At 73.4% G+C, this 25,943-nt stretch carries 24 protein-coding genes; 12 read left to right on the top strand and 12 right to left on the bottom strand.

All coding sequences use genetic code 11. The annotated features are described in order from the left end of the window. Positions 1–17: 17 nt before the first annotated feature. From AB0950_RS25290 to AB0950_RS25280, 3 genes are read right to left on the bottom strand one after another with little or no spacing between them, the layout of a single operon-like run. Positions 18–1,604: a transporter gene (locus AB0950_RS25290; RefSeq protein ID WP_366779468.1), complete on the bottom strand. Its 1,587-nt coding sequence runs from the start codon at positions 1,602–1,604 to the stop codon at positions 18–20. After that, positions 1,601–2,377, bottom strand: a complete 777-nt coding sequence (locus tag AB0950_RS25285; RefSeq protein WP_360160166.1) for an ABC transporter ATP-binding protein — start codon at positions 2,375–2,377, stop codon at positions 1,601–1,603. The genes AB0950_RS25290 and AB0950_RS25285 overlap by 4 nt, the downstream gene beginning before the upstream one ends. Before the next feature lie 49 nt (positions 2,378–2,426). Further along, complete coding sequence (locus AB0950_RS25280; RefSeq protein ID WP_360160165.1) at positions 2,427–3,092, bottom strand: bifunctional DNA primase/polymerase; 666 nt, start codon at positions 3,090–3,092, stop codon at positions 2,427–2,429. A 265-nt stretch (positions 3,093–3,357) separates the two neighbouring features. Here AB0950_RS25280 and AB0950_RS25275 point away from each other — a divergent pair, with 265 nt between their 5' ends. Both AB0950_RS25275 and AB0950_RS25270 read left to right on the top strand, forming a co-directional pair. Continuing rightward, positions 3,358–4,743, top strand: a complete 1,386-nt coding sequence (locus tag AB0950_RS25275) for a transcriptional regulator (RefSeq protein ID WP_366779467.1) — start codon at positions 3,358–3,360, stop codon at positions 4,741–4,743. Positions 4,744–4,927: 184 nt separating this feature from the next. Continuing rightward, positions 4,928–6,484, top strand: a complete 1,557-nt coding sequence (locus AB0950_RS25270; protein ID WP_366779466.1) for a hypothetical protein — start codon at positions 4,928–4,930, stop codon at positions 6,482–6,484. Between the two features lie 27 nt (positions 6,485–6,511). Here the strand turns inward: AB0950_RS25270 and AB0950_RS25265 are convergent, their stop codons facing one another. Continuing rightward, entirely contained in the window at positions 6,512–7,837 is a 1,326-nt protein-coding gene (locus AB0950_RS25265) for an ABC transporter substrate-binding protein (RefSeq protein WP_366779465.1), read from the bottom strand. 117 nt (positions 7,838–7,954) lie between these two features. Between AB0950_RS25265 and AB0950_RS25260 the strand changes: the two genes are divergently transcribed. Beyond that, positions 7,955–8,455, top strand: coding sequence for a hypothetical protein (locus AB0950_RS25260; protein WP_366779464.1), 501 nt, complete (start codon positions 7,955–7,957; stop codon positions 8,453–8,455). Positions 8,456–8,540: 85 nt separating this feature from the next. Further along, complete coding sequence (gene purU, locus AB0950_RS25255) at positions 8,541–9,422, top strand: formyltetrahydrofolate deformylase (RefSeq protein WP_360160160.1); 882 nt, start codon at positions 8,541–8,543, stop codon at positions 9,420–9,422. A gap of 29 nt (positions 9,423–9,451) precedes the next feature. On the opposite strand, the gene AB0950_RS25250 is transcribed toward purU, so the two are convergent. Continuing rightward, the gene (locus tag AB0950_RS25250; RefSeq protein WP_360160159.1) at positions 9,452–10,873 is read right to left on the bottom strand and encodes a zf-HC2 domain-containing protein; all 1,422 of its coding nucleotides are present in this window, start codon (positions 10,871–10,873) and stop codon (positions 9,452–9,454) included. Then, positions 10,870–11,439 carry a sigma-70 family RNA polymerase sigma factor gene (locus tag AB0950_RS25245; protein ID WP_360575432.1) on the bottom strand — a complete coding sequence of 190 codons (570 nt, stop codon included), beginning with the start codon at positions 11,437–11,439 and terminating at the stop codon, positions 10,870–10,872. The genes AB0950_RS25250 and AB0950_RS25245 overlap by 4 nt, the downstream gene beginning before the upstream one ends. A gap of 342 nt (positions 11,440–11,781) precedes the next feature. Here AB0950_RS25245 and AB0950_RS25240 point away from each other — a divergent pair, with 342 nt between their 5' ends. From AB0950_RS25240 to AB0950_RS25230, 3 genes are all read left to right on the top strand, one after another. Next, a complete protein-coding gene (locus tag AB0950_RS25240; protein ID WP_360160157.1) occupies positions 11,782–12,156 on the top strand; it encodes an STAS domain-containing protein in 375 nt (124 codons plus the stop codon). A 241-nt stretch (positions 12,157–12,397) separates the two neighbouring features. After that, positions 12,398–12,910: an EF-hand domain-containing protein gene (locus AB0950_RS25235; RefSeq protein ID WP_360160156.1), complete on the top strand. Its 513-nt coding sequence runs from the start codon at positions 12,398–12,400 to the stop codon at positions 12,908–12,910. 684 nt (positions 12,911–13,594) lie between these two features. Then, positions 13,595–14,140: an ATP-binding protein gene (locus AB0950_RS25230; protein ID WP_360575459.1), complete on the top strand. Its 546-nt coding sequence runs from the start codon at positions 13,595–13,597 to the stop codon at positions 14,138–14,140. Positions 14,141–14,477: 337 nt separating this feature from the next. Here the strand turns inward: AB0950_RS25230 and AB0950_RS25225 are convergent, their stop codons facing one another. Next, positions 14,478–15,476: a helix-turn-helix domain-containing protein gene (locus tag AB0950_RS25225; protein ID WP_360160154.1), complete on the bottom strand. Its 999-nt coding sequence runs from the start codon at positions 15,474–15,476 to the stop codon at positions 14,478–14,480. A gap of 71 nt (positions 15,477–15,547) precedes the next feature. On the opposite strand from AB0950_RS25225, the gene AB0950_RS25220 reads away from it, so the two are divergent. Next, positions 15,548–16,858: an MFS transporter gene (locus tag AB0950_RS25220; protein ID WP_360160153.1), complete on the top strand. Its 1,311-nt coding sequence runs from the start codon at positions 15,548–15,550 to the stop codon at positions 16,856–16,858. Positions 16,859–16,981: 123 nt separating this feature from the next. On the opposite strand, the gene AB0950_RS25215 is transcribed toward AB0950_RS25220, so the two are convergent. Further along, a complete protein-coding gene (locus tag AB0950_RS25215) occupies positions 16,982–18,169 on the bottom strand; it encodes an NAD(P)/FAD-dependent oxidoreductase (RefSeq protein WP_366779463.1) in 1,188 nt (395 codons plus the stop codon). A gap of 270 nt (positions 18,170–18,439) precedes the next feature. On the opposite strand from AB0950_RS25215, the gene AB0950_RS25210 reads away from it, so the two are divergent. Then, positions 18,440–19,312 (top strand): GNAT family N-acetyltransferase, encoded by an 873-nt coding sequence (locus AB0950_RS25210; RefSeq protein ID WP_366779462.1) that lies wholly within the window; start codon positions 18,440–18,442, stop codon positions 19,310–19,312. A 43-nt stretch (positions 19,313–19,355) separates the two neighbouring features. Here the strand turns inward: AB0950_RS25210 and AB0950_RS25205 are convergent, their stop codons facing one another. The 3 genes from AB0950_RS25205 to AB0950_RS25195 all read right to left on the bottom strand — a co-directional run bounded on the left by AB0950_RS25205 (position 19,356) and on the right by AB0950_RS25195 (position 21,195). Next, on the bottom strand, positions 19,356–20,021 hold the full coding sequence (locus AB0950_RS25205; RefSeq protein ID WP_360160150.1) for a pyridoxal 5'-phosphate synthase: 666 nt from the start codon (positions 20,019–20,021) through the stop codon (positions 19,356–19,358). A gap of 10 nt (positions 20,022–20,031) precedes the next feature. After that, positions 20,032–20,457, bottom strand: a complete 426-nt coding sequence (locus AB0950_RS25200; RefSeq protein ID WP_360160149.1) for a pyridoxamine 5'-phosphate oxidase family protein — start codon at positions 20,455–20,457, stop codon at positions 20,032–20,034. A gap of 120 nt (positions 20,458–20,577) precedes the next feature. After that, positions 20,578–21,195, bottom strand: coding sequence for a LysE family translocator (locus AB0950_RS25195; protein WP_366779461.1), 618 nt, complete (start codon positions 21,193–21,195; stop codon positions 20,578–20,580). 82 nt (positions 21,196–21,277) lie between these two features. Between AB0950_RS25195 and AB0950_RS25190 the strand changes: the two genes are divergently transcribed. Beyond that, a complete protein-coding gene (locus tag AB0950_RS25190; RefSeq protein ID WP_360160147.1) occupies positions 21,278–21,730 on the top strand; it encodes an Lrp/AsnC family transcriptional regulator in 453 nt (150 codons plus the stop codon). Between the two features lie 86 nt (positions 21,731–21,816). Here the strand turns inward: AB0950_RS25190 and AB0950_RS25185 are convergent, their stop codons facing one another. Further along, positions 21,817–22,452: a TetR family transcriptional regulator gene (locus AB0950_RS25185; protein WP_360160222.1), complete on the bottom strand. Its 636-nt coding sequence runs from the start codon at positions 22,450–22,452 to the stop codon at positions 21,817–21,819. A gap of 134 nt (positions 22,453–22,586) precedes the next feature. Between AB0950_RS25185 and AB0950_RS25180 the strand changes: the two genes are divergently transcribed. Both AB0950_RS25180 and AB0950_RS25175 read left to right on the top strand, forming a co-directional pair. Continuing rightward, positions 22,587–23,339, top strand: coding sequence for a VOC family protein (locus tag AB0950_RS25180; RefSeq protein ID WP_366779460.1), 753 nt, complete (start codon positions 22,587–22,589; stop codon positions 23,337–23,339). Positions 23,340–23,518: 179 nt separating this feature from the next. Further along, entirely contained in the window at positions 23,519–25,876 is a 2,358-nt protein-coding gene (locus tag AB0950_RS25175) for a serine/threonine-protein kinase (protein ID WP_366779459.1), read from the top strand. Positions 25,877–25,943: the final 67 nt, after the last annotated feature.

The following is a 25,943-nucleotide window of genomic DNA, read 5'->3' as shown; positions in this document are numbered from 1 at the left end:
AGCCGTCCTGAGCCGCCCTACCCCTTGCTGACAGCCGTCAGGATCTCCGGCAGCCGTGCCGCCGTCCTCGGTGCCGCCAGGCGCAGGCCCAGCAGGGTCAGCCCGGCGCCGTACGCCGCCCCCACCGGCAGCAGCAGCCACCCGAAGTCCGCTCCGTCCGCGCTCACGTGGAGCCAGATCGTCACGGCGATGACCGGGGAGCACAGCAGGGCCGCCGAGACCATGCCGCCGAAGATGGCGATCCAGGCGAGGCCGGCCTGGCCGGGGGCGACGTTCTTGTGGCCCTCCTGGGGGATGGAGTAGGGGAAGCGGGCCGAGGTCCAGGCGCCGGTGGCCAGCATCGCGCCGAGCAGGGCGAAGGACAGGCCGAGCACCTCGGGCAGCCGGGACCAGGCGCCGAGCAGGGCGGTGGTCACCGTGGCGACGAGGGCCGCGTACGGCAGGGTGATCAGCAGCAGGGCCAGCGCGCGGCCGCGCAGTTCGGCGTAGGCGTCCCGGGGTGAGGAGATGGTCGTGGCCACCATCCAGAAGGCGGAGGTGTCCTGCCCGAACTGGTTGTACATCTGGATGCCGAGCATCCCGGCGGCGAAGCACGCGAAGTAGACGGACCCGGTGCCCTGGATCGCGTTGAACACGGGCACGATCAGTCCGATCGCCAGCGAGGTCACCCAGGCGGCCTTGGTCTTCGGGTCCCGCCAGATGTAGCGCAGGCTGCGCTCCATGACCGGGCCCGTGCGGCCCCGCGGCAGCAGCCGGCCGAGTCCGGCGGCGGAGCGGCCGCGGTCGCCGGTGTCGACGGGCTGCAGCGTGGAGGCGTCGGGCGCGGTCATCAGCCGGGTCAGGCTCCGCGCCCACACCGCGATCAGCGCCGCCAACCCGGCGGCGGCGACGGCGAGTTGGGCGACCGCGATGCCGTACGAGCCGTCGCTGGCCGAGCGGACCGCCGCGACCGCCGACGCGGGCGGCACCCAGGACAGCACGTCCGCGACCGGCTGCAGCCGCCCGAGCCCGGCCGAACCGAGCTGGCGCGCCCCGAAGTTGACCAGCTGCGCGCCGATCGCGATCACCAGTCCGCTCAGCACCGCGAGATCGCGGCCCTTCCGGCTGGTCAGCAGCCGTACGTTGGCCGTGGCGACGGCCCGCGCCAGCGCCACGCAGCCCAGCAGGGCGAGGACGACGGCGACCACCGCGACGGCGTAGGCGGCGCCGCCGTGCGCGACGGACAGCGCGCAGCCGGCCAGCACCAGCAGCGTGAACAGCGGGCCGGTGCCCACCAGGGAGGCCACGAGCAGCGCCCGGACCAGCGGGCGGGGCCGCAGCGGCAGCATCACCAGCCGGGTGGGGTCCAGGGTCTCGTCGCCGGACGGGAAGAACAGCGGCAGCACCGCCCAGCCCAGCGCCAGCACGGCCGTGCCGGGGACGGCGATCACGTCGGCGTGCGCGTGCCCGCGCAGCAGAAGCAGCCCGAGCAGCTGGGACAGCGCGAACAGGACGGCGACGACCGCCGAGGCGACGAACGCGGCCCGCCGGCCGCCGGACTGCCGCAGCCCGTTGCGAAGCAGCGACAGTTTCAGCCGTACGAGGGTGGAGGTGAGGTTCGTCATCGGGCGGCCCCGCCGCCCAGCCAGTCCAGATCGGATCCGGTGTCCCGGCCGCTCGCCCCGACCAGTTCCAGGAAGGCCGTCTGCAGCGTCGGGTGCTCCCCGCGCACCTCGTCCAGCGGTCCCGTGGCCCGGATGCGGCCCGCCGCCATGACGGCGACCCAGTCGCACAGCGACTCGACCAGCTCCATCACGTGGGAGGAGAAGACGACGGTGGCGCCGGAGGCGGTGTACCGCTCCAGGACGCCACGGATGGTCTGCGCGGACACCGGGTCGACGCCCTCGAACGGCTCGTCCAGGAAGAGCACCTCGGGGTTGTGCAGGAGCGCGGCGGCGAGTCCGATCTTCTTGCGCATGCCGGTCGAGTAGTCGACGACGAGTTTGTGCTGGGCGCCGGCCAGGTCGAGGACGTCCAGCAGTTGCGTGGCCCGCTTGTCGACCTCGGGCCCCGGCAGCCCGCGCAGCCGTCCGGAGTAGCCGAGCAGCTCGCGCCCCGACAGCCGCTCGAACAGCCGCAGCCCTTCGGGGAGGACGCCGATGCGCGCCTTGACGGCGACGGGGTCGCGCCACACGTCGTGCCCGACGACCTCCACCGTGCCGTCGTCGGGCCGCAGCAGCCCGGTCACCATGGACAGCGTGGTGGTCTTCCCGGCCCCGTTCGGCCCGACCAGCCCGATGAACTTCCCGGCGGGCAGCTCCAGATCGATCCCCCCGACGGCGACCTGCTGCCCGAACCGCTTCCAGAGCCCCCGTACGCGCACCGCAACTTCGGTCATGGATGAAGGTTACGGCGGCGATGCCGACCTCAGGGGCGCGGGAGTGTGCTCACCGGTCCCGCCCGCAGGCGTAGGCGAGCGGCGAGATCAGCTCCTCGGCGTCCGGCAGCCAGCGGTTCGCGGGGGTGGGCCGGCGGGCCCACTGCACGGCTCCCCGGGACCCGAACCGGGTCGGGGGAGCGGCCACGTACGCCCCCTCGCCCAGCGCGACCAGGTCCAGCGACGCGGGCGACCAGCCGAGCTTGCGGACCAGCTCCGGTGCCTTCGCGGCGCCTCCCGGCAGCACGAAGAAGTGCATCCGCCGGTCCGGAGCGAGCGTCACCGGGCCCAGCGTCAGCTCCATCCGCTCCATGCGGGCCAGCGCGAGGAACCCCGCGCTCTCCGGGACGGACAGCGCGTCGAAGGTCCGCCCCGTCGGCAGCAGGATCGAGGCCGTCGGCTGCTTCTGCCACATCCGGCGCGCCACGGTCGCGCTGCCGGTCGCCTGGGTCGGCCAGTCGGGGCGCGCGGGGTGCGCACCCGGCGCAGGGCAGGAGGCGTCGCCGCACGAGCAGCGCTGGATGCCCGCGACCGCTTCCAGCCAGGTGCCCGGGACCACGTCCCAGTGCCGCTCCTCGGCGTAGCGTACGGCGGTCTCCAGCAGTGATTCCCCGCGCTGCTGCGGAATCTGACCGGCCATCTGAGTGTTCGGGGCGCCCGCGATCGTCTCTTCCACGCCCCTCTCAACTCCCGCGCCCACCTGGAGTTACGGCCGTAACGCGCGCGGGGGTGGAGCATCGATTCGGCAGTCGGGGCGCATGGGTGCACGGGTGGGGGCGCGCGGGAGGAACCGGGGCGTGGACGGGGTAGCCAGGGGTGGGGTTGGCAACCGTAGTTACCCCGGCAAACCGCACATGTCACGCATTGACGGTATGTCAACTGGGCAGTGATCTTCCCGAAAACGGTCACGGCCCAGGGGATCGCAACGCAGGGGGTAGCACATGGCCGCAAGGCCTCTCGTGGCGAGGCAGCCGAACGAACGGCTGCAGGCTCTCATCCAGGAAGCGGGGTGCTCGAACGCCGGGCTGGCCCGGCGGGTCAACATGTGCGGCGCCGAGCACGGTCTCGACCTGCGCTACGACAAGACGTCCGTGGCCCGCTGGCTGCGCGGGCAGCAGCCGCGGGGCCGGGCGCCGGCGATCATCGCGGAGGCGCTCGGGCGCAAGCTCGGCCGTACGGTCACGATCGACGAGATCGGCATGGCCAACGGCAAGAACCTCGCCTCGGGTGTGGGTCTCCAGTTCTCGCCGACGGTACTGGGGGCCATCGAGCAGGTCTGCGAGCTGTGGCGCAGCGACGTGGGGCGCCGGGACTTCCTGTCCGGTTCCTCCGTCGCCGCCTCCGCGCTGGTCGAGCCCAGCCGCGACTGGCTGATCTCGGCGCCGGACGCCCAGGTGGCCCGGCAGGCGGGCCCGCGCGTGGGCCAGGCCGACGTGGCGGCCGTACGGTCCATGACGCAGGCGCTGACCGACCTGGACCACCAGTTCGGCAGCGGGCATGTGCGCCCGGTGGTCGTGCACTACCTGAACAGCGTGGTCTCCGGGCTGCTCGCCGGCTCCTACCGGGAGACGGTCGGACGCGAACTCTTCGCCTCCGTCGCCCGGTTGACCGAGCTGGCGGGCTACATGGCCGTCGACACCGGCCAGCCGGGCCTGGCCCAGCGGTACTACATCCAGTCGCTGCGGCTGGCGCAGGCCGCCGGGGACCGCGGATACGGCGGTTACGTGCTCGCCGCGTCCATGAGCCACCTCGCCGCGCAGCTCGGAAACCCGCGCGAGATCGCCCAGTTGGCGCGGGCGGCGCAGGAAGGGGCGCGCGGGCATGTGACCCCGCGCGCGGAGGCGATGTTCCACGCGGCCGAGGCGCGCGGGCACGCCCTGCTCGGTGACATGCGCGCGGCGCATGCCTCCATCGGGCGCGCGGTGACGGCGATGGAGCGGGCGGACGGCTCCTCGGGCGACGACCCGGTGTGGATCCGGCACTTCGACGAGGCGTATCTCGCCGACGAGTTGGCGCACTGCCACCGCGACCTCGGCGAGCCCGAGCAGGCGGCCCGGTACGCCGAGCAGTCGCTGGCCGGGCATCCGGAGTCCCGGGCCCGCCGGCGCGCCATCGGCCTGTGTCTGCTCGCCACGGCCCAGGTGCAGCAGCGGGAGATCGAACAGGCCTGCGGCACCGGCCTGAAGGCGGTGGAGCTGCTTCAGACGCTGCGCTCCAACCGGGGTGCCGAGTATCTGGAGGACCTCCAGCTGCGCCTGGAGCCGTTCCGGGAGGAGGCGGTGGTACGGGAGTTCGGGGCGCGCCTCGACCTCCAGCAGGCCGCGTGAACGTCACCGGCCCCGCGGTGTGCGTGCACGGCGCGCAAAGCAGCCTATACCGGCACACCGCGGGGGCGGTTCTGTAATCGCTGTCACAGGGAAGAAGATCGCGCCCTGAGCTGCATGGCACCCGGCTCGGGGGACCCGGTAGCGTGAGCCCGATTCACAAGGTCCCCCATTAGTAGGAGTCCCGGTGACGCAGAGTGGACAGGGCGAGGAGCCCTCGGCGCGGCCCGCGCGCGAAGGCATCGTGCTGCCCTCCGACGGAGGCGAGCCCCTGTTGCCGGGCATGACCGGCGTGCCCGCCCCCGCCACGGCCGCCCCGGCAGGCGGGCAGGCCTGGGGCGGCTCCTGGGGGCCCGAGCAGCAGCCGCCCCGGCAGGACCAGGGCTGGCCCCCGGCGGCGGCCCAGCAGTGGCACACCCCGGACACCCCGCACCAGCAGCCGCCGGCCGCGAACCCCGGCCCGCTGCCGCCCGAGGGCGCCCCGGCCCTGTCGTACGGGCAGCAGCCCTACGGCCAGGGCGGCGGCTACGGCGCCGGGCAGCAGCCCGGGTACGGCACGGCACCCGAGCCGTACCAGCAGCAGCACCAGCCGCAGCCGTCGTACGCGCAGCCGGCCGCCCCGCTGCCCCCGGCGGACGAGGGCGCGACGCAGTACATACCGCCGGTGCAGGCGGCCGGCGACGAGGGCGCCACGCAGTACCTGCCGCCGGTCCCGGCCGCCCCCGCCGACGAGGGCGCGACCCAGTACCTCCCGCCGGTGGCGCCCGGCGCGCTGCCGCCCGAGTCGCACGGCGAGGAGACCCGCTACCTCGGCCGCGCCCCCCAGCAGCCGCCCGCGCCGTCCGACGCCGAGGCCACCCAGTACATTCCGCCGTACGCCGCGCAGGCGCAGCACCAGGCGCAGGGCGCGGGGCCGTCGCCGGACGGGTTCGACCACCTCTTCCGCGGCGGCCCCGCGGACGGTGACGGCCCGCCCGGGGCCACCCAGCAGATGCCGCGCGTCCAGCAGCAGGACGCCTATCCCGGCGGCCCGGCCCGCCCGCCCTACGGCGCGCAGCAGCCCTCCTACGGCGCCCAGCAGCCGTCGTACGCCCCCGCGCACGACGACGACCCGCCCCGGACCCGCTCGCGGGTGCCGCTGATCGCCGCGATCGGCGTCGGCATCGTCGTCATCGGGGTGGGCGCCGGCGCGCTGCTCAGCGGCGGCGGCACGGACCAGGGCACCGACGGCAAGACGGTCGCGGCCACCTCGGCGGCGCCCGGGCAGAGCTCCGCGCCCGCCGCCGACCCGGCCCGGCAGCAGGCGGTCGAACTGGACAAGCTGCTCGCCGACAGCGGCAGCAGCCGCGCCACGGTGATCAAGTCGGTGGCCGACGTCAAGAACTGCACCGACCTCGACACAGCGGGCTCCAGCCTGCGCGACGCGGCCAAGCAGCGCGGCGACCTGGTGACCCGGCTCGGCCGGCTGTCCGTGGACAAGCTCCCGAACCACGCCGAACTCACCACGGCGTTGACCAAGGCCTGGCAGGCCTCCGCCTCCGCCGACAGCCACTACGCCGCCTGGGCCGACCAGGCCAAGAACCGCAGGGTCTGCCACAAGGGCCACGCCCGCGTCACGGGCGAGACCCAGGCCGGCAACCGGGCGAGCGGCACCGCCAGCGCGCAGAAGGTGAAGGCGGCGGCGCTGTGGAACGCGATCGCGGGGAAGTACGGCCTGACCCGGCGCCAGCCGACCCAGCTGTGACGGCTTAAGGGGACGCGCCGGCGGGCGTCACTGCACGTCGGCGTTCTCCAGGATCGAGGTCATGTCGGTGGTGCCGTCGAGCCCGCCGACGCCCTTGCGGGCCGCGACCAGCCTGCCGTCCTGCACCACCTGCAGGGTGACGTCGGCGTTGACCATGCGCGGGAAGCCGACCGCGGCCAGCTTGCTGGAGTAGGACCAGTGCAGGGTCGGGGTGAGACCGCCGGTGGAGACCCGCAGACCGTTGTCGAGGGTGCGCCGCACGGAGTCGGCGGTGACCTCACCGCCGCCGATCTCGTCCAGGACGGCCTTCAGCACGGTGTACGCGATCCAGGTGGTCTGCACCCCGGCGTCCGCGGGGTCGATGCGGTTGTCGCCGAAGGCCTCCTCGTCGATCACCTTCTTCATCGGGTCCCAGCGCGAGTCCGACGCCGGCGGGTACCAGCCGGTGATGTACGCCCCCTCGTACGGCCCCGACGCCCCGCCGGTGGCGTTGATCACGCTCTGGTCGACGCTGCCGAGCACGGTCCCGAGCCGTACCGGGGGGAAGCCGTCGCGCTCGCGGCGGAAGGAGTCCATGAAGGTGTCGGTGCGGTCGCCGAGCGCGGGGACCACGCAGCCCTTCTTCGCCAGGTCCCGGGTGGCGTAGCGCAGCGCCTGGTCGGCCTTGTCGCCGTACTCGGTGGCGTCCTCCTGGGCGAGCTGGTCGCCGGCCTTGGCGTGCCGGCCCGCCTGCAGCCCGGAGTCGAGCAGCACGGGCAGCTCGTCGCCGGCGATGCTGTCGGGCCGGACCAGGGAGATGTTGCCGCAGTCGGCCGCGAGGGCCTTGCCGAGACCGGCGAGCAGGGCGGGCTGGCCGCCGTTGACCGGGTACGACATCTGTCCGGTGAACTCGTCGTTGGTGACGCCGTAGCCGCCTATGTAGGGGATGCCGGCGCCTTCCAGCGGGGCGGAGTAGGAGTCGGTGAACTGGCTGTAGGAGCCGACGACCGCGACCACGTCCTCGTCGGCCGCGTACCGGGCGCACCTGGCGGCGCCCACGCTGTCGTTGTGGTCGTTGCAGGTCAGGACCTGCAGCTTGCGGCCGTTGATGCCGCCGTTCGCGTTGATCCACTTGGCGTAGGCGAGGGCCATCGCGGGCATGCCGGGCTTGTTGGTGGCGTCGGTGTCCTGCGGGGCCCAGGTCATGACCTTGATCGGGCCATCCCCGGAGCCCCCCGTGGCACCGGGGATGACCCCGCATCCGGCGGTGAGCGACGTACACAGGGCCAGCGCGCCCGCCGTCAGGGCGGTGGCTCTTCCGGGGCGGAGAGGGGTCTGGAGGAAAGTACGGATCGCGCGTCGCCTGCCGGTCATGTGCATGCACGATTCCCTCACACGACGAACCGGCGAGTGACCCAGAGTCAACCAAAGGTGACGCACGGGTGAATTCCAGGGGCCCGTGAGGCCGGTGTGACGGGGAACGTACGATCGATGACCGTGCAAGGTTCGGAGAACTCTTCCCGTCGTGGCCGTCGCTCCTCCACCATGGGCGGCATGCCCCTAAGCGACATGCCGTGGTGGCGCTGGCGCAGCAATGTGCGCTCGGCGCTGCACATGCTCTCCGACCCGGTGTTCCAGCGGGACGCCTGGCTGGCCGGCGTGGACGGGTACGGCGACGTCACCGACGCCGTCTACCGGCTGGTGGAGGACACCTGGCTGGACAACTGGTCCGCCGAGAAGTACGTCGGCACGATCTTCCGTGACTCGCAGGAGGCGGCGCTCGTGGACAGCGCCGTGCTGCGGGTGCTGCGGATCATGCACCAGGTCGGCCCGGACGCGCCGGTCTCCGCCTACCTCGACCACCCGGGCTGGCCCGATGCGGTCCGGGCGGCGCGGGACGCGCACGTCCGGATGACCGTGAGCGACGGCGAGGACCCGGACGCGCCGCCGAAGACCCTGGAAGTCCTCAGGATCATGACCCGGACCGCGTAGGCGTTCCCGCCGCCGTCCCGCCCCGTTGTCCCGCCCTGCGGGACGATCACCCCCGGCGGGCGTTCGACGTGAGAACCTGTAGGGCATGAATGAGCAGTCCGCGCCTGCCGCCGCCCCGGCCGACCAGTACGTCCTCACCCTGTCCTGCCCGGACAAGAAGGGCATCGTGCACGCCGTGTCGAGCTACCTCTTCATGACCGGCTGCAACATCGAGGACAGCCAGCAGTTCGGCGACCACGACACGGGTCTGTTCTTCATGCGCGTCCACTTCTCGGCCGAGGCGCCGGTGACGGTGGACAAACTGCGCGCGAGCTTCGCGGCGGTCGGCGACTCCTTCCACATGGACTGGCAGATCAACCGGGCCGACGAGAGGATGCGGATCCTGCTGATGGTCAGCAAGTTCGGGCACTGCCTGAACGACCTGCTGTTCCGGGCGCGGATCGGGGCGCTGCCGGTGGAGATCGTGGGCGTGGTCTCGAACCACACCGACTTCGAGGAGCTGGTGGGCTCCTACAACGTTCCCTTCCACCACCTTCCGGTGACGAAGGACACGAAGGCGGACGCCGAGGCGAGGCTGCTGGAGATCGTCCGCGAGGAGGGCGTCGAACTGGTCGTCCTCGCCCGCTACATGCAGGTTCTCTCGGACGACCTGTGCAAGCAGCTCAGCGGCCGGATCATCAACATCCACCACTCCTTCCTGCCGAGCTTCAAGGGCGCGAAGCCGTACCACCAGGCGCACGCCAGGGGCGTCAAGCTCATCGGGGCGACGGCGCACTATGTGACCGCCGACCTGGACGAGGGGCCGATCATCGAGCAGGAGGTCGAGCGCGTCGGCCACGGTGTGACGCCGGACCAGCTGGTCGCCATCGGCCGGGACGTGGAGTGCCAGGCGCTGGCGCGGGCGGTGAAGTGGCACGCGGAGCGCAGGATTCTGCTCAACGGCCGCCGGACCGTGGTGTTCGCCTAGCAGTCCGGGGCGCCTCCGCGACCCACGACCTACATCCGGCTCAGACCGGCCGTGGCGAACAGCACGTCCCTGATCGCCTCCCGGTCGCCCAGCTGCCCGGCCGCCGCGTCCTCCGGTGAGACCCGTCCGGCGGCCAGCCGGCAGAACTCCACGCCGTCCAGCGCCACATGGGCCACCTCGTGCTCCGCGGAGCCCACCGCCGCCGGTGAGTCCAGCGGGATCAGCCACTCGCCTCCGGCGTGCCCCTCGATCTCCAGCCTGAGGCTGCGGCCGGGCTCGCCGGCGACGCCGAGGTGGCGGCCGCGGCCGGGCGAGGCCAGCCCCGCCTGCCGGCGTTCCGCCAGCGCCGCGGGCAGCATCCGGGCCGCGAGGTCGATCATCTTGTGCAGGTGGCGCGGCGCGGGCGGCCCGTAGGGGTAGTCCACCGCCTCCGCGATGTCCTCGGCGTGCACCCAGCACGCGAAGGCCCGGTCCAGCATGGCGTCGTGCAGCGGCAGTTCGATGTCGCCGTACGACACCGCGAGCCCGCCCGCGTGGCCGCCGGTGAACGACACCGTCCGCACCAGGCTGTGGCTCTGCTCCCGCCAGGGCCCGCGCACCGAGCGGGTCGGCGGGAAGCGGGAGGTCCGCCAGAACGCCTCGGTGCGCTCCCGCGGGCCCACCGCGCGCCGCTCGGCCACCTCGCCGACCTCGGCCAGCGGGTCCTGAAGGCCCAGCCCGACCGCGACCAGCCCGTCCACCGACAGCAGGTGCGCGATCACCCCGGCCACGGTCGTACGACGGCTGCGCGCGGTGTCGGACTCGAACCACCGCAGCCGCACCGGCGCGTGCCACTCGGCCCGCCCGAAGTCCTGCAGCAGGGCGTCCAGGCGCGCGGTCTCGGCGTCGTACGGCGCCGCCCACCCGGGCACCGGGATGCGCGGCGGACGGCGCTCCAGGCAGCTCTCCAGGACGCGGGTGCGCAGCGCCGGGTCCAGGTCGAGGCTCTCCGGCTGGTGGAGCAGGCCGACCGCCTCGCGCAGCCGGCGGGCCTCGTCGGCGCAGCTTCCGCAGGAGCCCAGATGGTCCTCGACGGCCGCCGTCTCCGCCGCCGAGCAGGCGGCCAGCGCCCAGGCGCCGAGGAGCGATTTCAGGACGTCGTGCGGCAGGTCGAGCGGCGCGGGCGCGAGGTGTTCGAGGGCGTCGAGGCCGGGCAGCGGACGCCCGCCGTCCTCGACGGAGGCGCGGGGCGTCGGTATGCGCGCCGGCCGGTCCGGCTCGGAGCCGCCGGCGCCGCGCGGCTCGTGGCCCGAGCCGCCGTCGCCGCCCGCGTCGCGGGGCCCCTCGTCACTCCGCCCGCCGGCACCGCCGTACCCCTGGCGCCGCTTGTCCTCCCCCTGCTCCTGCCCCGGCCCGTGTCCGGTGTGCTCGTCGTGCTCGTCCTGGGCCTCGAACCGTCCCGCTCCGCTCACAGCGCGCCCCCGTGTTCCGGCGGGGTGCCGGCGTCGTGGGCGGTGGAGAGCAGCTGCAGGCCGAGGCGGAGCCGGCGGCGGGCCTCGTCCTCGGTGACGCCGAGGTCGGTGGCGGTCTGGCGGTAGTCGCGGCGCTGGAAGTAGGCCATGTCGAGGGCGGCGCGCAGCGGGGCGGGCATGGAGTGGACGATGTAGTCGGCGCGGGCGGCGACCGAGGCGCGGCGCACCTTGCGCTCCAGTTCCGCCAGGGAGCCGCCGCCCTCCGGCAGCGCGGCGGTCTCGCTGGCGCGCAGCCGCTCCACGGCGAGCCGGCGGGTGACTCCCGCGACCCAGGTGCGCAGGGGGCCCTTCTTGGGGTCGTAGGTCTCGGGGTGCTCCCACAGGTGGGCGAAGACCTCGCGGGTCAGGGTGTCGGCGGCCTTGTCGTCGCCGAGGACGCGGTGGGCGAGGCCGTGCACCAGCGAGGCGAAGCGGTCGTACAGCTCGCCCAGGGCGGCCGCCTCACCGCGGGCCAGCCGCTGCTGCATCTTGCGGTCCCAGCGGGGCGGTACGTCCTTCTCGGCCATGCGGTCCCCTCCCCTCACCCGTGTCCGACCCGTCCAGCCTGTCCGCGCTGTCCTGTCGAATGTAGTCGGCACACCTGACAGCGCACGCCCCTTTGTGTCAATGCGCGCCCCCCGGAGCGCTGCAGGTGATAGTGCCCTCTTCACATAAGCTTCACACGGCCCCTGTGTATCTGTGATCGAACGGGATCGATAGTGACCGAAACAAGCCCCTTGTCGATCACGTCCAGTTTGCCGCCGGACGTTTCAGGGAACGGCCGCTGGGCAGCCGCGCGGAAGCAAGCGTAGGAACTGCTTCCGTTTCCGGGCGGTTCCGGAAGTTCCGGCGAGCGGAGGGGCAGGGACGTGGCATTCAAGGTGACCGGCGTCGAACGCGGCGAGTGGGCCGTGCTCCAGGTGACCGGGGAACTGGACCTGATGACCTCGCCGGTACTGCGGCAACATGTGCACGACGTCGTGGCCGAGGGCCACCACAGCCTCGTCGTGGACCTCTCCGACGTGTTCTTCTGCGACTCCAGCGGGGTCGGCGTCCTCGTCGCCGCCCGCCGGCTGATCCGCTCCTGTCAGGGCCGGCTCCGGCTCATCCTGCCCGACCGGGGCGCCGTCGACGGCTCGCACGTCAACCGGGTCCTCGGCGCGCTCGGCGTCCGCCGCCTCTTCGACGTCCACCCCGACCTGGAGGCCGCGACGACCGACGAGGCGGGCCCGCTGTCGGCCTGACACGCGCCCCGCACCACCGCTCCTCGCACCGCCGTTCACGCCGCCCGCTGTGCCACGCCACGTCACCGAGGGCGCCCGTGCCCCGCGACACGGCCACACTGTTGTCGCAGAATTCCTCCGGTCCTGGCACAACCGCCGGGTCACGGCCATGCCGGGGCCATGCGCGTCATACGCTCCCTGCGAGGTGGCCCGTCCACCCGCCCCACGCCCGAGACGCACACGTAAGGCGGCCCGAACAGACATGGTCAGCACCGAGTACGAGCGCAGGATCGCCGCCCGGTTCGCCACCTTCGACCAGGACGGCAACGGCTGGATCGACCGCGGGGACTTCAACGCGGCGGCCAAGGCGCTCCTCGCCGAGTTCTCCGTGACCGCGCGCTCCGACAAGGGGCAGGCGCTGTACGCGGGCGCGGAGGCGTTCTGGCAGGGCATGGCCGGGATCGCGGACCGGGACGGCGACCAGCGCATCACCCGGGAGGAGTTCGTCACCGGCGCGGTCAAGCGGCTGCGCGACAACCCCGAGCGCTTCGCCGAGATCGCCCGCCCGTTCCTGCACGCGGCCCTCGCCGTGGCGGACACGGACGCCGACGGCCGCGTCACGGTCGCCGACACCGCCCGCGTCCTGCGCTGCCTGCACGTCCCCGCCGACCTCGCCGGCACCGTCGCCGCGGCCCTCGACGCCGACGCCGACGGCGCCATCACCGAGCCGGACATCATCCCGGCGTTCTCCCGCTACTTCACGGTCGCGGAATAGCGTTCCCGCAGCTCCCCGCGTCCGGCGTCGGACGGCCACCTGGGCGCCGCCGTGCGCGTGCGGGGCAGCCGGCCGTACAACACACCTGTGCCGACGAGCAGTTCGGGCGGCCGCCGTCACCGGCGCGAAGCCGATGTCGGCACCGCCCGCACCATGCAGCCCGAAAAGCGTTGGCCCAAGATGTCGCGGATTGTGGCACGCCGGTTTCACGGAGCGTCGATACCGGGTTGTGTCCTTCGCGGGGCTCGTCACATCACGGAGTCGGCCGTCCCCTCCGGTACCTTGTGTGGGATGCGAGTGGCGGCGAGCGCGAGCCGGGCCGGCGGTGCCCCTGGGGCGGTGCCGGGTCGCGCGGTGCGCGGCGCTGTTCGCGGGGCGGCGACGGCTTCGGCCGACGCCTGTTCGACTCCCCGGCACGAGCGTCGCACAGTATGCCGCACGCGTACTCCTTCGCGCTGGAATATGCCCGAAGCGCTTGTTGGGGTGACTGTACGTCAACCATGCTGTCTTCCAAGGGAGTCACGTTCCGTGACCCTTGCTCTGGCCGTTGTTCTGGCCATGCAGAAAATGGCTACGATCGTGGCCCTCGTGATCGCCGCCGCGGCCCGGAGCTTCGCGGCGGCCCGGTGGCGTGGGGTCACGAGTCCGCCGGTTCGGATGGTGTGAGCGGTGCAGGTGCTTCAAGTGCAGCTGGAGATCCGGCCCGACCCCACGGAGGTCGGACGGGCGAGGAGGTGGGCCCGCTCGCGGCTCGCCGGACTGGGCATAGCGGCCGACGAGCCGCTCGCCGAGACCCTCATCCTGCTCGTCTCCGAACTGGTGACCAACGCCGTGGTGCACACCGGCCACGCTGCCGTGCTCCGGCTCTCCCTGCCGGGCGCGACGGCCGCACCGCCGACCGATGCGGGCGCACCGCCGACCGATGGGGCCGTACCGCCGACCGATGCGGCCGTGCCACCGGAGGCGCCCACCGCGGGCACCGTGCGCGTGGAGGTGGCAGACGGCAGCTCCCGCGCCCCCGTGCCGCGGTGCGCCGGCAGTGACGCGACCGGCGGCCGGGGCCTGGCCCTCGTGGACTGCCTGGCCGACCGCTGGGGCTGGAGCCCGGAAGGCGCCGGCAAGAGCATCTGGTGCGAACTGGACCGCTGCACACGGCCCGGACAGAGCGCAGCGGTGGCGTACGGGAGCGGGCTGTCCGCATACGAGGGCGCCGCCTTCGAGGCGGTGTAGCACCCGGCGCGGTGGTGCGCCGGAGGTGCATCCGTGCGCGGGCGCCGCGAACAGGGCGTACGTAACAAATCTCCCTACCGGCGTTGACGACCCGTGACCGGCTGAACACGCTTGTGGGCGACGATTCGCCGCGAGGGGACGGCGAGGGCCTGGCGACGGCGGCTCTCGCCGAGTGTGGGTCGGCACCTGGTGGGCGGCGCGTGCGCAGGGCAGTGGGGGGAGGCGCGCCGCCCGCCGTCCGGTGACGCGTACGGCCCTTTTTCTCCACAGGCTGTGGACAACTCTTCGCTCCGGACACGCGGTGTGCGGTGGCCGACCGCCTGGCGCGGCCGGTGGGTCACGTCCTGGCGCCCGTCCGGAACGTCCGGCGATAGGCGGTCGGCGTCACCCCGAGCGCCTGTTGCAGATGCTGGCGCATCGACTGCGCCGTCCCGAAGCCCGCCTCGTGGGCCACCTGGTCGATGGACAGGTCGGTGGTCTCCAGCAGATGGCGGGCGCGTTCGACGCGCTGCTGGGTGAGCCACTGGCCGGGGCTGATCCCGGCCTCCTCGCGGAACCGGCGGGTGAAGGTGCGCACCGACATGGCCTCCTGCTCGGCCATGTCCCGCAGCTGGATCGGCTCGTGCAGACGGCCCAGCGCCCAGGCGCGGGCGGCGGTCGTGGTCGACAACTGCGGGTCGGGCACCGGCCGTTCGATGTACTGGGCCTGCCCGCCGTCGCGGTGCGGCGGTACGACCGTGCGCCGGGCCACGTCGTTGGCGACCGCCGTGCCGAAGTCGCGGCGCACCATGTGCAGGCACAGGTCGATCCCGGCGGCCACCCCGGCCGAGGTGAGCACGTCGCCGTCGTCGATGAACAGCACGTCCGCGTCCACCTCGACCTGCGGGAAGAGCCGCTGGAAGCGGTCGGCGTCGGCCCAGTGCGTGGTCGCCGGGCGGCCGTCGAGGTATCCGGCGGCGGCGAGGACGTACACGCCGGTGCAGATGGAGGCGAGCCGGGTGCCGGGGCGGATGCGGGCGAGGGCGGCGGCCAGCTCGTCGGTGAGCCGGCCCTCCTCGAAGACCGGGCCGAGTTCGTACGACGCCGGGACGATCACCGTGTCGGCGCCGGCCAGGGCCTCCGGGCCGTTGGGGACGTGCACGGCGAAGTCGGCGTCGGTCTCCACCAGGCCGGGCGGCCGTACCGAGCAGGTCACGACCTCGTACAGGTGCCGGCCCTGCTCGTCCCTGGGGCGGCCGAAGATGCGGTGCGGGATGCCCAGCTCGAAGGGGAGCAGGCCGTCGAGGGCGAGGACGACGACCCGGTGCGGACGGAAACCATCGGCGACAGCGGCCATGGCCCGATCCTAGCGAATGCTGACCCTCGGGCCACTCGTTGTAGGCGCATCGAAAAAGGACGCTGTATGACGTGACTCAGACAAGCCCAGCCGCAGCCCCCGTCCAGGCCGCCCCGCCCGCCCGGCGCCGCCGCGTGCACCGCGCCTGGTCCGTCGCCGCCGTCACCTTCGTCACCATCATCGGCGCGGCCGCCTTCCGCTCCCTGCCCGGCCTGCTCATCGACCCGCTGCACCAGGAGTTCGGCTGGTCGCGCGGCACGATCGGCGCGGCCGTCTCCATCAACCTCGCGCTCTACGGCCTCACCGCGCCCTTCGCCGCCGCCCTGATGGACCGCTTCGGCATCCGCCGGGTGGTCGCCGTCGCGCTGACCGTCATCGCGGCCGGCTCGGGCCTGACGGTGTGGATGACGGCGGCCTGGCAGCTGTGGCTGTGCTGGGGCCTGCTGGTCGGCCTTGGCTCCGGCTCGATGGCCCTCGCGTTCGCCGCGACGGTCACCAACCGCTGGTTCACCGAGCGGCGCGGTCTGGTCAGCGGCATCCTGACCGCCGCGTCCGCCTCCGGCCAGCTGATCTTCCTGCCGGTGCTGTCCTGGCTGACCGAGCACCACGGCTGGCGCCCGGCCGCCGTGACGGTGGCCCTGGCCGCGCTCGCCGTGGTCCCCTTCGTCTGGATCCTGCTGCGCGACCACCCCGCCGACGTCGGACAACGGCCGTACGGCGCCAAGGAGTTCGCACCCAAGCCGGCCCCGGTCACCGGCGCAGCCCGCCGCACCCTGAAGGTCCTTTCCCGCTCCGTCCGCACGGGCACGTTCTGGCTGCTCGCCGGCACCTTCGCGATCTGCGGCGCCTCCACCAACGGCCTGATCCAGACCCACTTCGTGCCCGCCGAGCACGACCACGGCATGCCGGTCACCACGGCGGCCTCGCTGCTCGCGGTCATCGGCGTGTTCGACGTGGCCGGCACGATCGCCTCCGGCTGGTTCACCGACCGCTTCGAACCCCGCCGCCTGCTCGCCGTCTACTACGCCCTGCGCGGCGTCTCCCTCGTCTTCCTCCCCATGCTGCTGGGCCCCGCCGTCCACCCCCCGATGCTCTTCTTCATCGTCTTCTACGGCCTCGACTGGGTCGCCACCGTCCCGCCGACCCTCGCCCTGTGCCGCGAGAACTACGGCGAGGACAGCGCCATCGTCTTCGGCTGGGTGCTCGCCTCCCACCAGGTCGGCGCGGCCCTCGTCGCCTACCTCGGCGGCCTCGCCCGCGACGTCTTCGGCACCTACGACCTGGTCTGGTACGCCTCCGGCACCCTCTGCGCGGCAGCGGCCCTGATGGCCCTGGTGATCCGCCGGGCGACCCCTTCGGTCCCGGCGGTCGCCGTGCCCTGATCGGACCGCCTCTGCATCCCCTGAAGCTGACGGTACGTCAGATTGACGGAGTGGCGGCTGGTCTGGTTCCGCAGTACCAGCCGCCTGGGCTGACCTCCGCCCAACTCGTCGGCGCCTGGCAGGTCACCGGCCGGTGCGCAGCTGTTTCGCGACCGCCTTCGCGATCTTCCCGGCGTCCAGGGCCAGTTCGCGGAGCATTCCGCTGATGGGGTTGGTGTAGCCGGTGAAGTAGAGCCCGGGCGCCCCGGTGGGCGTGCGGCCGCCGTGGACGGCCGGCTTGCCGCGCTCGTCCAGCACCCCGAGATGTCCCACCAGGCCCTCCAGTGCCCGGGTGTACCCGGTCGCCGCGATCACCGCGTCCGGTTCGATCCGGCTGCCGTCGGCGAGGACCACCTTCCCGTCCTCGAAGGAGTCGACGGCGGCCACGATCTCCACCTTGCCGCCGCGGACGGCGTCGATCAGGCCGACGTCCTGCACCGGGATGGCGCCCTCCTTGACCCTGCTGTACAGCCCGGTGTCCGGGCGGGGCAGGCCGTGGGCGGACAGGTCGGGCAGGGCGGCCCTGGCCTGCAGCCGGGACAGCCGGTCCACGAACCGCACCGGCAGCCGCCGTACCAGCACGCCGGAGTACTGAGCGGGCCAGCCCAGCGTCGAACGGCGCACGATGTGCGGCACGGTGCGCACGGCCAGCCGCACCCGCGCGGCCCCGCCCTCCACCAGGTCGACGGCGATCTCGGCGCCGGTGTTGCCGACGCCGACGACCAGGACGTCCCGGCCCGCGTACGGCGCGGCGTTGCGGTAGGCGCCCGCGTGCAGGAACTCGCCGCCGTACTGCTCCAGTCCGGGCCAGTCGGGGATGCGCGGGGTGTGGTTGTAGCCGGTGGCGACGACCACCGCGCTGCCCGTCAGCTCGCGCCCGCCGGAGGCGTGCAGCAGCCAGCCGGCGCCGTCCTCGGCCCGGTCGACGCGGAAGACCTCCACGCCGGTGACGATCTCCAGCTCGTGGTGCTCGGCGTACTTCTCCAGGTAGCGCACGACATGGTCACGGGACACCCAGCGCCCGAACTTCCGGGGGATCTTCAGGCCGGGCAGGGCGGACAGCCGCCGGGTGGTGTGCAGATGGAGCCGGTCGTAGTGGCCGCGCCAGGAGTTGCCCACCTGGTCGGCCTTCTCCAGCACCACCGCCCGTATGCCCCGTGCGCGCAGTGCACAGGCGGCGGCCAGGCCGCCGGGACCGGCGCCGATGACGTACACCGGGCGGTCGGCGGGGGTGGCGGAGAGCTGCGCGGAAGCGGAACGGGAGTCGGCCATGCTCGGGAGCGTAATCACGCACCCGGTTGATGGGTCTCGGTCAAGACCGGAATTGGTTGCGGATTGATCACGGGTGGGGGAGGAGTGGGCGGGACCGGTGTCGTAGGGCGGCCGGTTGTGGCGGTACGGCGATCGGCCCCGCCCCGCGCCCCCACTGCCTGATTCAGGGAGGACGCACAGGTGGGCGGGGGGTGCTGTGGACGCCCGGCGCGCTGAGCCCCGGCCGGAAAACCGCGTGCCGCCCCGGAGCCGGGGCCCGATCATGGCCGTATGCGCCCCGAGAACTGGCAACTCACCCACGACCTCGACGAGTTCCTCTCCCGCGCGGGTGGGTTCCTGCGCTCACGGCCTGCCCTGCACACGGTGCCGCTGACGGTGACGGACGCGCTCGCGCGCCGCGGGCTGGACTTCTACGGCGGCGAGGCCCCGCTCTTCGGCGTCCTGGACGACGGCACGGTCCGCGCGGCCCTGCTCCACACGCCGCCCTTCCCGCCCCACGTCACCGCGCTCACCCCGCGGGAGGCCGACGCCCTGGCCGCCCGGCTCGCGGACCTGGGCCGGCCGGTGTCCGGGGTCTCCGGCCCGCGGGAGTCGGCGGAGGCCTTCGCGGCGGCCTGGCAGCGGCACACCGGTACGGCGGCCACCCTCCGGCAGCGTCAACGGCTCTACCACCTGGCCGAGTTGACCCTTCCGCAGCCGGCGCCTGCCGGGCGGGCGCGGATCGCGGGGACCGGAGACCGTGAGCTGCTGATCCGCTGGAAGGACGCCTTCGACACGGACACCGGGCACAGCGTCGGCACGGATCCGGCCGCGTGGGCCGACGCGCGGATCGCCGACGGCGGCATCACCCTCTGGGAGACCCCGGACGGCGCCCCGGTCTCCCTGGCCGGAGTCACCCCGGAGACCGCCGGCCAGGTCCGCGTCGCTCCGGTCTACACCCCGGCCGGCCTGCGCGGACGCGGATACGCGGGCGCGGCCACGGCCGAGGTGAGCCGGGCCGCGCGGGCGGCGGGCGTCCAGGAGATCCTCCTCTTCACCGACCTCGCCAACCCGACGAGCAACGGGCTGTACCAGCGGATCGGCTACCGGCCGGTGGCGGACTTCGCGGTGTGGGGGTTCTCCGGGCGCGCGACGGGCGGCTGAACCGAGCGGGCCGGCGGGGGCCTTCGGCGGGTGCCGCGGCCGGTCACGGCCAGAGCAACGCCTTGCTCCACCCGAACTCCGTGCTCCGGTACTCCAGCCGTACGTGCCGCCGGTCCGCATCCCCCTGGAAGAACTCCACCGTCTTCGGGCGCAGCCGGTACAGCGTCCAGGTGGGGGACGGCTCGTCGGGGTGGGCGCGGGCCCGTTCCCAGGCCGCGTCGGACGCCTGCCGCAGCTCGTCCAGCGAGGCCAGCTCCTCGCTCTGCCGGCCGGTGAGCGCCGCGGCCAGCGCGCCCGTCGAGCGGGCGTGCAGATCGGCCTGGCTCTCCTCGGCCGGCGCCGCCGTCACCGGTCCCCGCATCCGCACCTGGCGGCCCAGCACCGGCCAGTAGAAGGCCAGGGCCGCGTGCGGGTGGGCGCTCAGGGCCCGGCCCTTGCGGCTGGAGACGTGCGTGGCGAAGGACCAGCCGTCCGCGTCGGCGCCGTGCAGCATCACGACCCGTACGTCCGGCATCCCCTCCCGGTCCACCGTGGCCAGCGACATCGTGTGCGGCTCCGGCTGCCCGGCCGCCACCGCGTCCGCGAACCAGTTCGTGAACAGCGCCAGCGGGGTCGGCGGGGCGGTGTCCGGGTCGAAGGGACGCAGCTCGGTCGTCCCCGGGTCCCAGACCCGCAGCGACCTCAGCAGTGCGGGGAGATCAGTTCCCATGCCCCCATGGTCACACCTGGCCGAGATCCGACGACACCCACCGCTCCGGACGCATGTGGATCACCACCTGCTCGCCGTGGTTCTTCCAGGCGAAGTCCACATAGCCGTCCACCTTCTCGGCCGGCAGATAGCGCGCGGACATGCGCCGCAGCTCCTCGATCGTCGCCGGAGCCGTCCCGACCACCGGGCCCTCCACCGACACGTACCGGATCGTCGGCTCCAGCCGGTCGACCATCAGCGCGAACCGGCCCGCCTCGCCGATCAGGCGGTTCTTGCGGGACTCCAGACCCGTCATGATCCACACCTCGCCGCCCGGCTCGTACCCGTACCAGATCGGCACCGTCAGCGGCGCCCGCCCCGGCCCCGCGTCCACCGCCAGCGCGGCCACATGAGCCTCGGCCAGGAACGCCTCTCGCTCCGCGCGTGTCAACGCCATGTCCCTCATCCTCCTGCGGCTCGTCCGTGGCCGGGGCAACACCGGCCGACAGCAGGCGTCTTCCCGTGCGGGGCCCCGCCCGATCAGTTCCGGCCGGGCACCATCGCCCACCCGGCGGAGCTACACCGTGGTGAGCCGCTCCACCAGCAGCACCGCGCCGATCCCCACCATCGCCGCCCCCGACGTCCGCGCCACCGCCCGGGCCGCGGCCGGCCTCGCCGACAGAAGCGCACGCGACACCGCGCCGACCGCGACGTACACCACCGCACAGCACCCCATGTGGAGGAGCCCGAGAGCCGCCGTCTGGACCGGGACCGGCAGGTGGGCGCCGCGCAGGGTGAGGAACTGGGGGAGCACGGAGAGGTAGAGCAGCAGCCCCTTGGGGTTCAGCCCGCTGATCGTGGCCCCGCGCAGGAAGCAGCCCCGGGTGTCCGCGGTGTCCTCCGCCGCGCTCGGCACGGCCGGGCGGCGCAGCACGCCCCAGCCCAGCCACAGCAGGTACCCGGCGCCCGCCACCGTCAGGGCCGTCAGCAGCTTCGGGGAGCCCGCCACCAGGACCGCGAGGCCGGCCGCCGCCAGGGCCGTGTGCAGGGCGTATCCGCAGACCAGGCCGGCCACCGCACGCGGTACCGGGCCGCGGCGCAGGGCGGTCGCGATGACGTACGCCCAGTCGGCCCCCGGTACGCACACCAGGAGCAGGTCCACGGCGAGGAAGGAGAAGAGCAGTCCCGAGTCCATGTCGGCGACATTAGGCGTGAATGGCCCGAAAGTGTTCCCGAAGTTTGCCCGGGAACGGCCTAAGGGAGGGAAGATCTGCCTCATGGACGACGTGGACCGGAAAATCCTTGCCGAGCTGCAGCAGGACGGGCGGCTGACCGTGACCGAGCTGGCGGCGCGGGTGCGTCTGAGCGTCTCGCCCTGCCACCGCCGGCTGCGCGAGCTGGAGCGGTCCGGTGCCATCGAGGGATACCGGGCGGTGGTGGACCCGGCCGCGCTCGGGCTGAACTTCGAGGCGCTGGTCTTCGTGTCGATGCGGCAGGAGGACCGGGACACGGTCGCCGAGTTCGAGCGGGCGGTCGGCGAGCTGGAACACGTCCTCGACGCCCAGCGGCTGTTCGGCGAGCCCGACTATCTGCTCCGGGTCGCCACCGCCGACCTCGCGGCCTTCCAGCGGCTGTACGACGAGCGGCTGGCCACCCTGCCGGGTGTGCAGCGGCTGACCTCGACGCTGGTGATGAAGCACGTGGTGCGGGACCGGCCCCTGCCCGCATAACACGGCAGGCGGCAGCTCACCATGGTGAACTGCCGCCTGCCAGACAGGACTTGGGGGCAGCGGCAAAAAGGCGCCGTGGGCGTGGGCTACTTGCTCGGCTTCCTCCCCGTCACACCCAGGTGGACCAACAGCGCGAGATTCGGCTTGAGTTCGGCCGGCTTCACACCCCAGGACGAGAAGCCCTTCTGGTGTGCCGCGACGGCCGCGAGCATGGCGACCAGCGAGCCGGCCACCGCGGCCGGGTTCACGTCCTTGTCGACCCTGCCCTTGGACTGCAACTCGGCGATCGAGTCGGCCAGGGAGCCGTTCACCGAATTGAGGATCTTCATGCGGATCTTGTAGAACCGTTTATCCCCTTCGGCAGCGCCCAGGTCGACCACTCGCAGGATGGCGTCGTTCTTCCGCCAGAACTCCAGGAACCCGTCCACGAGTTCCTGCGCGGTCTGCCATCCCGACTTGCCGGCCCAGGACCGTCCCTGGAGCAGCTCGGTCAATCCGGCGCCCTCGGCCGCCATGTGCTCGGCGATCTCCAGGACGGCGCCTTCGACGTCGGGGAAGTACTGGTAGAAGGTCGCCGGCGACGTTCCCGCCTTCCGGGCCACATCGATGACCTTGACGTCCCGGTAGGGGGAGGAGCTGAGCATCTCGCTGAGGCAGTCGAGCAGCTTCTGCCGGGTCGCCTGCCCACGCCGGCCGGCCACGCGGCCGTCGACGGTACGCACTTGTCCTGTCATGCCGTCAGCTTACCGAGGGGTGATCGGAGCGCGATTCGGCCGACTGCAAATGGGGTGCACGGGTGCTCTGGGAGTGGTGTGCCTGGTCTGCGCGGTGCGGGCGGCCCGGTTACTTTGACGGCATGGCCGAAAACAGGGCATCCGGGAATGAAGAGGCCGAGGAGGCCACCGAGGTGTACGGGGAGGGTGTGCCCTGCTGGGTGGACGCCCAGCTCGCCGACGTCGAGGCGGGCAAGCGGTTCTACGGCGAGCTCTTCGGGTGGACCTTCGAGGACGCCTACGGCTCCTCGGTGTGGGCCCTGCTGGAGGGGGACCGGGTCGCCTCCCTCGCGCCCAAGATCGACGGCCGTATGCCCACCGTCTGGACGGTGTCCTTCGCCACCCCGGACGCCGAGGCCCTCGGCCGACGGATCACCTCGGCCGGCGGACAGGTGGTCATGGCGCCGTTCCCGGTGGGCGACCTCGGCGTCGCCGCCCTCGCCACCGACCCCGGCGGCGCGGTGTTCGCGCTGTGGCAGCCGGGCCGGCACCGGGGCTTCGAGCGCCGGCACGAACCCGGCACCTTCGTCTGGGCCGAGCTGTACACCCGGGACACCGCCGCCGCCAACGTCTTCTACGGCGGCCTCTTCCACGACGCCCTCTTCGGCGAGGGCGCCGAACCCGACTTCGGCCGCGCCGACGTCACCGAGGTCTTCCCCGCCGAGTATCCCCCGCACTTCCTCACCCACTTCCGGGCCGCGGACCTGGACGACGCCCTCGGGGCCGTCCAGCGGCTCGGCGGCCGGGTGCAGGCGCCACCCTTTGAGACGTCGTACGGACGAGTGGCCGTCGTCACCGACAATCAGGGAGCGTCGTTCGCACTGTTGCAGCGCTGATTCCGCCCGCTTCGGAGTGATTGGGAGCGAGACACCCCGATTGTCACCGGGTTCGCAACCAGCCGCCCGGCCAGGAAGAATCGGGGTGCGTGCCGCCACGGCGGTGCGGTGGTGAGACGCTGCACTTCGGTCGCGTACATATGTGGGTGACGCGGCTCGTACGGGGAGGTGGCAGGCAAGTGGTGGATCAGCTGACGCAGCACGATCCGCGGCGGATCGGGCCGTTCGAGGTGCTGGGGCGGCTGGGCGCCGGCGGCATGGGGCTGGTCTATCTCGCGCGCTCGGCGTCCGGCCGGCGCGTGGCGATCAAGACGGTGCGCACCGAGCTGGCCGAGGACCAGCTGTTCCGGGTGCGCTTCACCCGCGAGGTGGAGGCGGCCCGCGCCGTCTCCGGCTTCTACACGGCGGCCGTCGTGGACGCCGACCCGCGCGCCGCCGTGCCCTGGCTCGCGACCGCGTACGTCCCCGCGCCCTCCCTCGAGGAGATAGTGAACGACTGCGGGCCGCTCCCGGCCCAGGCCGTGCGCTGGCTCGCGGCGGGCGTCGCGGAAGCCCTCCAGTCCATCCACGGCGCCGGGCTGGTCCACCGCGACCTGAAGCCCTCCAACGTGCTCGTGGTCGAGGACGGCCCCCGGGTGATCGACTTCGGCATCGCCTCCGGCGTCTCCAACACCCGGCTGACCATGACGAACGTCGCCGTCGGCACCCCCGCCTACATGTCGCCCGAGCAGGCCAAGGACTCCCGCAGCGTCACCGGCGCCAGCGACGTCTTCTCCCTCGGCTCCACCCTCGTCTTCGCGGCCACCGGCCACCCGCCCTTCCACGGCGCCAACCCGGTCGAGACCGTCTTCATGCTGCTGCGCGAGGGCCCGGACCTCACCGGCCTGCCCGACGAGCTGCGTCCGCTGATCGAGGCCTGCATGCAGATGGAGGCCGCCGCCCGGCCCACTCCGGCCGACCTCCAGGCCCAGCTGGCGCCCCACCTCTTCGGCTCCGGCTCCGACGACAGCGGCACCGCCTCCGCCTGGCTGCCCGAGAAGGCGGTCGCCCTGATCGAGGCCCGCAGCCGCGGCAGCCGCCCCGCCGCCAAGCCCGCCCCGGCGCCGACCGGCGGCCCGAGGAGCGGCGGCCGCGCGGCCGTACCGCCGCCGCCCCCCTACGACCCGCCGCCGGTCCCCGCTCCGGTCGGCGCCCCCGACACCGGCCCGGTCCGCCTCGCCGGCGCCGCGGTGCCGATCGGCCCCGGCCCGCGCGTCGCCGACGCCCGCGCCGCCGCCGTCAAGGCGCCCCCGCCGGAGGCCGGCCTGGTCGCCCACTGGTCCCGCCCGCGCCCCGGCGTCGCCGGCACAGACGCTGCCGTAGGCCCTGCCGTACCGGCCGCGCCGCCGCAGCCCCCGGAGACGGCGAGCGGCTGGCGGCCCTGGCGGTTCCGCATGTCCAACGAGGTCTGGGGCACCCCCTCGGTCGACGGCGACCTGGTGTACGTCACCTCCTTCGAGGTGCACGCCCTGGACGTGGGCACCGGCCGGCGCCGGTTCAAGACCAGGGACGTCGCCTGGTCCATGGCGGTGGCGGACGGCCGTATCCACGCCTCCGACGGCCCGACCCTCTTCGCGCTGGACGCCCGCGAGGGCACCGACCTGTGGCGGCTGTCCACGGACGCCTGGGTGTACTCCCTCAACGCCGACCGCGGCACCGTCGTCACCGGCACCCGGGGCGGTGGCGTCCAGGCCTGGGAGGCCTCCACCGGGCAGAAGCTGTGGGAGATCGCCGGCTGCCAGACCGACTTCGAGTCCCCCGAGTCCGGACCCCTCGTCCACGAGGGCACGGTGTACGTCTGGCAGGACGCCCGGCTGCGCGCCCTGGAGGCCCGCACCGGCGAGGAGCGCTGGTCGTACCCGGTCGGCGACGCGGCCTCCTGCGGCGGCGTACCGGTCCGCCTGGCACCGGCCCCCGACGGTCACGTGTACGTCTCCGCCGGCACCCGCGTCCTCGCCGTCGAGGCGGCGAGCGGCATGGTCCGCTGGCACTTCGAGGCCCCCGCGGTCTTCCTCTGCCCGCCCGCCTTCGCCCCCGGCCCGGCGGTCACCGGCGGCGGCATCTACCTCGCCGACTACCTGGGCACCGTCTACGCCCTCGACGCCACCGACGGCCGCGACCGCTGGCGCATCGCCACGGAGGCCCGCTCCTCCATCGAGCCGGTGCTGGTCGCCGCCGGCCATGTCCACGTGGGCAGCGGCAAGGGCCTGTACACGCTGGACGCGGTCACCGGCACGCCCAAGTGGCGCTTCCAGGCCGGCGGCGACGTCGTGGGCGCACCGGCGGTGGCGGAGGGCCGTATCCACTTCGGCTCCACCGACCACCTGCTGTACACGCTCAAGGCCGACGACGGCCGCCTGCGCTGGAAACTGGCCACCGGCGGCGAGATCACCGGCTCCCCGGTCGTCAGGGACGGCGTCGTGTACGCCTGCAGCAAGGACCGCTGCGTGTACGCGCTGGACGCGGAGAAGGGGACGGGAACGGCCCGCACGGCGTGAGTGCGGGCCGGGACGGTGGTGCGTGACGGCCGTCGTACCGGTGCATCACGGAAGGGCTCCGGACGGC

Origin of the sequence: Streptomyces sp. NPDC007189 (genome assembly GCF_040703635.1) — a bacterium.
Lineage (GTDB): Bacteria > Actinomycetota > Actinomycetes > Streptomycetales > Streptomycetaceae > Streptomyces.
The sequence above is the reverse complement of the archived record's forward strand: the minus strand, read 5'-3'. Positions and strand labels throughout refer to the sequence as shown.